The organism is Leisingera sp. G5_S3_59_S7 (genome assembly GCF_054968485.1).
On sequence record NZ_JBQKUH010000055.1, the window covers coordinates 21118 to 28366 of the forward strand.

7 protein-coding genes are annotated in these 7249 nt (G+C 66.1%); 4 read left to right on the top strand and 3 right to left on the bottom strand.

Going from position 1 to position 7249, the window contains the following annotated elements; all coding sequences use genetic code 11:
- Positions 1 to 60: 60 nt before the first annotated feature.
- The 3 genes from ACTRWG_RS18675 (at position 61) to ACTRWG_RS18685 (ending at position 5087) form a co-directional block, all read left to right on the top strand.
- A complete protein-coding gene (locus tag ACTRWG_RS18675; protein ID WP_462829770.1) occupies positions 61 to 1740 on the top strand; it encodes an adenylate/guanylate cyclase domain-containing protein in 1680 nt (559 codons plus the stop codon).
- Positions 1741 to 1974: 234 nt separating this feature from the next.
- Positions 1975 to 4050: a bifunctional sulfate adenylyltransferase/adenylylsulfate kinase gene (locus tag ACTRWG_RS18680; RefSeq protein ID WP_259972030.1), complete on the top strand. Its 2076-nt coding sequence runs from the start codon at positions 1975 to 1977 to the stop codon at positions 4048 to 4050.
- Positions 4051 to 4271: 221 nt separating this feature from the next.
- Positions 4272 to 5087, top strand: coding sequence for a hypothetical protein (locus ACTRWG_RS18685; protein WP_462829771.1), 816 nt, complete (start codon positions 4272 to 4274; stop codon positions 5085 to 5087).
- A 15-nt stretch (positions 5088 to 5102) separates the two neighbouring features.
- Here ACTRWG_RS18685 and ACTRWG_RS18690 read toward each other — a convergent pair whose 3' ends face one another.
- The 3 genes from ACTRWG_RS18690 to ACTRWG_RS18700 all read right to left on the bottom strand — a co-directional run bounded on the left by ACTRWG_RS18690 (position 5103) and on the right by ACTRWG_RS18700 (position 6748).
- Positions 5103 to 5987: a PhzF family phenazine biosynthesis protein gene (locus ACTRWG_RS18690; RefSeq protein WP_462829772.1), complete on the bottom strand. Its 885-nt coding sequence runs from the start codon at positions 5985 to 5987 to the stop codon at positions 5103 to 5105.
- A 117-nt stretch (positions 5988 to 6104) separates the two neighbouring features.
- Positions 6105 to 6329 carry a DUF1150 family protein gene (locus tag ACTRWG_RS18695; RefSeq protein ID WP_027234846.1) on the bottom strand — a complete coding sequence of 75 codons (225 nt, stop codon included), beginning with the start codon at positions 6327 to 6329 and terminating at the stop codon, positions 6105 to 6107.
- A gap of 5 nt (positions 6330 to 6334) precedes the next feature.
- Positions 6335 to 6748, bottom strand: a complete 414-nt coding sequence (locus tag ACTRWG_RS18700) for an Hsp20 family protein (RefSeq protein WP_027234847.1) — start codon at positions 6746 to 6748, stop codon at positions 6335 to 6337.
- Between the two features lie 181 nt (positions 6749 to 6929).
- Between ACTRWG_RS18700 and ACTRWG_RS18705 the strand changes: the two genes are divergently transcribed.
- Positions 6930 to 7154, top strand: coding sequence for a YdcH family protein (locus ACTRWG_RS18705; RefSeq protein ID WP_027234848.1), 225 nt, complete (start codon positions 6930 to 6932; stop codon positions 7152 to 7154).
- Positions 7155 to 7249: the final 95 nt, after the last annotated feature.

Consider the following 7249-nt stretch of genomic DNA (forward strand, 5'->3'; position numbering starts at 1 on the left):
GACCCCAGGCCCCTGCCCCCGCAGTCTGCCCTCAGCTGACCGCAGGACAGGAGGAGCGGAGTGGCAAGCGCGCTCTGGCAGGGCAACTGGATCACCCGCACCCGGATCATCACCGGGCTGGTGCTGTTCACCTATGCCTTCTTCCACTTCATCAACATCGGCCTCGGCCTGCTGTCGCCAGACTGGATGGAGTCGTTTCAGGACGTCCGCCAGCTGATCACCCGCAGCTTCCTGGGCGGGCTCATCCTCTATACTGCGCTGATCCTGCATGCCGGGCTGGCGCTGTGGAGCCTGGCCCGCCGCCGCACATTGAAAATGCGCCCGGGCGCGGCGCTGCAGTTCCTGCTCGGCTTCCTGATCCCGCTGCAGCTGCTCAGCCATCTGGCCTTCACCCGCTATTCGCATGAAATCTACGGCGTCAACGACGAGATGGCCTATGTGATTGTGCTGATGTGGGCCTCGCCCGAGGCCTGGCAGCAAAGCGCGCTGCTGCTGGCGGTGTGGATCCACGGCTGCATCGGCCTGCACTACTGGCTGCGGCTGACCCGCTGGTGGCGGCAGCTGATCCCCTGGATGGCGGGGCTGGCGGTGCTGATCCCCGGCTTCGCCCTGGCCGGCTTCCTGACCGAAGGCCGCCGCATCCACGGCCTGTTCGTGGAGGGCAGCCAGCGCCCGGCGCTGATGGAGGCGTTCAACTGGCCCAGCCGCGAGGTTTTTGCCGAGCTGTTCCTGACCGACAGCCGCTGGTTCACGGCCTTCCTGATCCTGCTGGGGCTGGCGGCGGCGGCGCATGTGCTGAACCGGCTGCTGCGGCGGCGCCGGGCGGTGCGCATCCGCTATGCCTTCGGGCCTGAAATCCGCGCCGAGCGCGGCCTGACCCTGCTGGAGATGTCCCAGGCCAACGGCATCCACCACACGTCCCTGTGCGGCGGCAAAGGCCGCTGCACCACCTGCCGGGTGGTGGTGGACGAAGGCGCCGACACCCTGCCGCCGCCCGCCCCACCCGAGGCCCGCAGCCTGGCCCGCGTCAAGGCGCCCGCCAACATGCGGCTGGCCTGCCAGATCCGCCCCCAGGCGCCGCTCACCGTCACCCGCATGTTCCGCCCCGACGGCCGCGAGGGCCGCGCCCATGCCAGCCAGGGCAGCGAACAGCAGCTCGCCGTCCTATTTCTCGACATGCGCGGCTTCACCGCCCGCACCTCCGGCCAGCTGCCCTATGACGTGGTGTTCCTGCTCAACCGCTTCTTCGACGCCATTGTGCCCGCCATCACCAGGACGGGCGGCACCGTCGACAAGTACCTGGGCGACGGGCTGCTGGCGCTGTTCGAGGCGCCAACTCCGGCCCGCTCCGCCCAGGCGGCACTGGACGCCGCCGCCGCCATCGGCACCGAACTGCAGGACTTCAACGCCCGGCTGGCCGCGGACGGCGAGCCGCAGATCCGCATCGGCATCGGCATTCACCTGGGCCAGCTGGTGCTGGGCGAGATCGGCAGCGCCGGCCACGCGCCGCGCACCATCATCGGCGGCAGCGTCAACACCGCCAGCCGGCTGGAGGCCAAGACCAAGGACCTGGGAATCGAACTGCTGGTGTCTGCCCGCGTGCTGCAGGCGGCGGGCTATGCGCCGGACCGGTTTGCCCTGCAGGAGTTCCAGCTCAGGGGCGTCTCCCGACCGCTGGCCGCGCTGCCGGTGGAACATGCGGCCGCGCTGCCGCGGCTGCTGGCCAAAGAACAGGGTTAAGCCCGCGACGGGGCAGCGGGAACGCCCGTTTCCGGCTGGCGCCCGTCTCCGGCACCGCATTCCGGCGGACACGCCTTAGGGGAACTTTCTGCCGCGCACCCGGATGCGTTGCAGCAAAACAACGCAGCAAAAAATCGCCAATCCGAGGCAATTCCCCCTTTGATTCCCGGCCGAACCATGCAATGCGTTCACGCGTGAACACACTTTGACCCCACGCCCTGGACCCGCTGCGCCGTGCCTGAGACCCTGACCACATCCACCCCGGACGAGCAAGACCTGCTCTTCCGCCTCCTGCGCCAGCTTGATGCGGCGCCGGATGCTTCGCAGCGGGCAACCGCCGCGGCGCTGGGGATTTCGCTGGGCCGGCTCAACACCCTGCTGCGGTCCGCGGCAGAGGGCGGCCTGATCACCGTCAGCGCCCGCCCCGGCCCCGACAAGCGGCAGCGGTTCGCCTATTCGCTGACCACCCGGGGCGCGGCGGAAAAAGTGCGTCTCACCGATCAATTCCTCGCCCGCAAGCTCGCAGAATACAACGCGCTGCATGCGGAACTCACCGGCTCCGCAAGCGGCCTCCCCCCTCTCAAACACAGGACTCATCCTATGCAAAGCAACCTGGCTCCCATCCCAGAGCTCTATGTTTCCTATGAAAGCGCTCAGAAACTGAAGGTCGAAGCGGCCGATCTGGTCAGCTGGGACCTGACACCGCGCCAGATCTGTGACCTGGAACTCTTGATGAACGGCGGCTTCAACCCGCTCAAGGGCTTCCTGTCCCAGGCCGATTACGACGGCGTTGTCGAAAACATGCGCCTGACCGACGGCACCCTGTGGCCGATGCCGATCAACCTGGATGTCTCCGAAGACTTCGCGTCCAAGCTGGAAGCGGGCCAGGACATTGCCCTGCGCGACCAGGAAGGCGTGATCCTCGCCACCATGACCGTCACCGACAACTGGGTGCCGAACAAGGCGCGCGAAGCGGAAAAGGTCTTTGGCGCCGATGACGACGCCCACCCGGCGGTGAACTACCTGCACAACACCGCAGGCAAGGTCTATCTGGGCGGTCCCGTGACCGGCATCCAGCAGCCCGTCCACTATGACTTCCGCGGCCGCCGCGACACCCCGAACGAGCTGCGCGCCTACTTCCGCAAGCTGGGCTGGAACAAGGTTGTTGCCTTCCAGACCCGCAACCCGCTGCACCGCGCCCACCAGGAACTGACCTTCCGCGCCGCGCGCGAAGCCCAGGCCAACCTGCTGATCCACCCGGTTGTCGGCATGACCAAGCCGGGCGACGTCGACCACTTCACCCGCGTGCGCTGCTACGAGGCGGTTCTGGACAAGTATCCGGCGGCCACCACCACCATGTCGCTGCTGAACCTGGCGATGCGCATGGCCGGCCCGCGCGAGGCGGTCTGGCACGGCCTGATCCGCAAGAACCACGGCTGCACCCACTTCATCGTCGGCCGCGACCACGCAGGCCCGGGCAAGAACTCCGCAGGCGAAGACTTCTACGGCCCCTACGACGCGCAGGAGCTGTTCCGCGCCTATGAAGAGGAAATCGGCCTGAAAATGGTGGACTTCAAGCACATGGTCTATGTGCAGGAGCGCGCCCAGTACGAGCCGAACGACGAGATCGAAGACCGCGATAACGTCACCATCCTGAACATCTCCGGCACCGAACTGCGCCGCCGCCTGGCCGAGGGCCTGGAAATCCCGGAATGGTTCTCCTTCCCCGAAGTGGTCGCCGAGCTGCGCAAGACCAAGCCGCCGCGCGCCGAGCAGGGCTTCACCGTGTTCTTCACCGGCTTCTCCGGCTCCGGCAAATCCACCATTGCGAACGCTCTGATGGTCAAGCTGATGGAAATGGGCGGCCGCCCGGTCACCCTGCTGGATGGCGACATCGTTCGTAAGAACCTGTCGAGCGAGCTGGGCTTCTCGAAAGAGCACCGCGACCTCAACATCCGTCGCATCGGCTATGTGGCCTCCGAGATCACCAAGAACGGCGGCATCGCCATCTGCGCCCCGATCGCGCCTTACGCCACCACCCGCCGCGCCGTGCGCGAGGACGTGGAACAGTTCGGCGCCTTTGTCGAAGTGCACGTTGCCACCTCGATCGAGGAATGCGAGCGCCGCGACCGCAAGGGCCTGTATAAGCTGGCCCGCGAAGGCAAGATCAAGGAGTTCACCGGCATCTCCGACCCCTACGACGTGCCGCAGAACGCCGAGCTGGTGGTCGAGACCGAGAACGTCGACGTCGACAACTGCGCCCACCAGGTGCTGCTCAAGCTGGAAAGCATGGGCCTGATCAAGGCCTGAGCTGACGGCAGTGTGAGAAACATGAACGGCCCGCCAATCGGCGGGCCGTTTTCTGTTTGGCACCCCAAAGCCCCTGAACCGGCGCACCGCCCCGTCTTCGCCGTGGTCAAAAAGGCAACGGTCCTCCGCGGATGTGCACAGCCCTGCGCCGGAATACTTCCCGCATCGGCGGAAAACCGCTAATCATCCCGCAAAAATACAGAATTGCAGGCGGATTTCAGGTGCGTGTCGTTTCTCTTTGGATCGGTGAAGAGCTGCCGCTGCTGACGCAGCTGGCCGTCATGTCCTGGCAGCGCCACACCTGCGGCGTGGATCTTTATGTCACCGACCCCGCCTGCCCGCCCCGCGGCGTGCCGCCCGGCGTCTGCCTGAAGCCGGCCGGGGAGGTGCTGCCGCTGGACACGCTGGAGCGGCTGAAACCCTTGATCCGCACCCGCTACAGCCCGCGGCAGGAGCGGCTCAGCTACTCCGACATCTTCCGGATCGTGCTTCAGAAACAGGGCCTCGGGTTCTGGCTGGATACCGACGTCATCCTGTTCCAAGACTTCAGGCCGGACCCGGCCCAGGCCTGGTTTGCCTTCGACGGCAAGGCCACGGTGGGCTATTCGGCGCTGTATTTCCCGCCCGACGACCCCTTTGTCGGCGACTTCCTCAAGGTGCTTGACCATCCTGAGCTGTGGCCGGACTGGCTCGGCTTCAAACGGCGGGTGGTCAAGCCCGCGCTGCTGCGCGCGCTTGGCCGGAAATTCCGCGCAACCGATCTCGGCATGACCGTCTACGGCAACGAGGCGATGGTGCGCATCCTCAAGCGGCAGAACCGGTTCGGGGAGGCCAAGCCGATGAAATCAATGTACTATCTTCCGGGCGCCAGCTGTGATTTCTACGACCCGGCGCACACCCGGGCGCTGCTGGGGCAGCCCGATATCATCGGCCTGCATGTGCACCAAAAAGGCCCCTCCACGCAGCCGCCCCGCTGCGGCAGCGCGTTTGACCTGACCCTGCGCGAATACGGCCTGGCAGCCGCGCAAACCGCCTGAGGCCGCCGCCAGCGGTCACAGCGCTGCGGGCAGGTCCACCGTTCCGCGCATCAGCACAAACCCCTCGCCCGCAACGCGCACGCCTTCAATCGCCTCCGCCGTGCCAACCCGGGCCACCCGCGCCTGGCCGGGGCGGCCCAGCCCGTGGCCCTGCTCCGCGGTGAACTCCGCCTTCTGCATCAGCCCGTGATGCCACAGATAAGACGCCATCGCCCCCGTGGCGGATCCGGTGAACGGATCCTCCGGCGGGCTGGGCGGCGCCATCAGGAGGCGCGAGAAGGTGTCGCCCGCCGCCGTCGCCCCCTCCAGCGTCACCAGGAACGGCTCCATCATGTCGATGCCATCGGCACCCAGCGATGCGCCCAAGGCCGCCAGCGCCTCCAGGTTCAGCTCCGCCGCCTCCAGCGCCGCGCGGTCGCGCAGCACGGTGACGCAGAACGGCAGCCCGGTGGACACCTTCTGCGGCCGCCCGGCGATGGCCTCCACCGGCAGCGACACTGCCGCCGCCACCAGTTCCGGATCGGCAAAGGGGCCGAACTCCGGCGCCACCTGGGTCATTTCGATCAGATCGCCGTCCAGCGTGACCGGCACGATCCCCGCCCCGGTTTCCAGCGTGATGCTATCGCCCTGAAACAGCCCGCGGTCCCGCATCGCCGCCACCGTGGCAATGGTCGGATGGCCGGCAAAGGGGATTTCGCGGCTGGCCAGGAAATAGCGCACCTTCACATCCGCCACCTCCGACGGGCCGGTGAAGGTGCATTCCACCAGCGAGGTTTCCCGCACGTATGCGGTGCAGACCGCCTCCGGCAGATGCGCGCCGCCATGTACCACCGCGCAGCCGTTGCCGCCAAAGGCCCGGTCCGAAAACGCATCCACCCAGTCAAAGTCGCGGCGCACCATGACCGCCCTCCCAGCTTTCAGAAAATCAAAAAGGCGGGCACCTGCCCGCCTTTCGCATCATCAAAGCCCGCCGCGGGATGTCAATCCGCTGGCTTTGCACTTGTGCGTGCTCTGGCCTTAATGCACCGCGACCGGTGTCATGTCGTTCTGGCGCGCCAGCACAAAGGCCAGCTGCCGGTCGGCCACCAGCGCCAGCTGGCCGCCCTCGGCGTCGTGCACCGCATATAGCTGCTCACGCCCGCCGGCGTTCGCCTGCACGTCCTTGGGGAGGTCTGCCACCGCAACCGCCTTCACATAGACGGTCCGGTTGCCGGCCTCCTTGAAGTCAAACGGTGTATGCATTGCTCTTACCCCTTCTTGATGTTGATCGTCTGAACCACGGTTTCGGGCCGGGAACGGGTCAGGTCCACATGCAGCAGCCCGTTCTCCATCACCGCCTCGCCCACTTCGACGCCGTCGGCCAGCACGAACATGCGCTGGAACTGGCGCGCCGCGATGCCGCGGTGCAGAAACACCCGCCCCTCGCTGTCGTCGTTCTGGCGGCCGCGGATCACCAGCTGGCGGTCCTCGACGGTGATCGCCAGGTCTTCCTCGGCGAAACCGGCGACGGCCAGGGTGATACGGTAGGAAAAATCAGAGGTCTGTTCGATATTATACGGCGGATAGCCTTCGTTGCCCGATTTGGCCGAGCGCTCCAGGAGGCGTTCCAGCTGCTCGAACCCCAGCATATGCGGGTAGGAGCCCAAGGTAAGTTTCGACACTTTAATCGTCCTTTTTGCCAAAGCGACGGATGCTTGCGGCCCCGCTCCCGGCAGCCGCCTGCACAGGAATATGGGAAGTTCCTGCTGGATTCACAAGAGCATGTGCTCATAGGTCTAGCGGAAAAGCAGTTAAGGAAGTATCTTCAGCCTTACTTCATTCATCAGCTTTACTGAGTCGCCCATGAATGCACCCACAGATGTGTCGATGAAGACGGATGAGGTCCTCAGGGTTGAGCTCGAGGTTTTCCGCAGGCAGCACCGCGATCTGGACGAAGCGATTACCGCGCTGGAAGAGCGCGGCACCGCCGACCAGCTGACCATCCGCCGCCTGAAGAAGCAAAAGCTCACTCTCAAGGACAAGATCGCCTTGATCGAAGACCGGCTGACCCCGGATATTATCGCCTGACGCCGCGCCGGCAGGACCGGCCGCGCACAGTGCCTGTTGCCCGGGGCCGAAACCGCCCGGGGTCTCGCTGCAGAAAGCCGCGTTTCTTCACACCT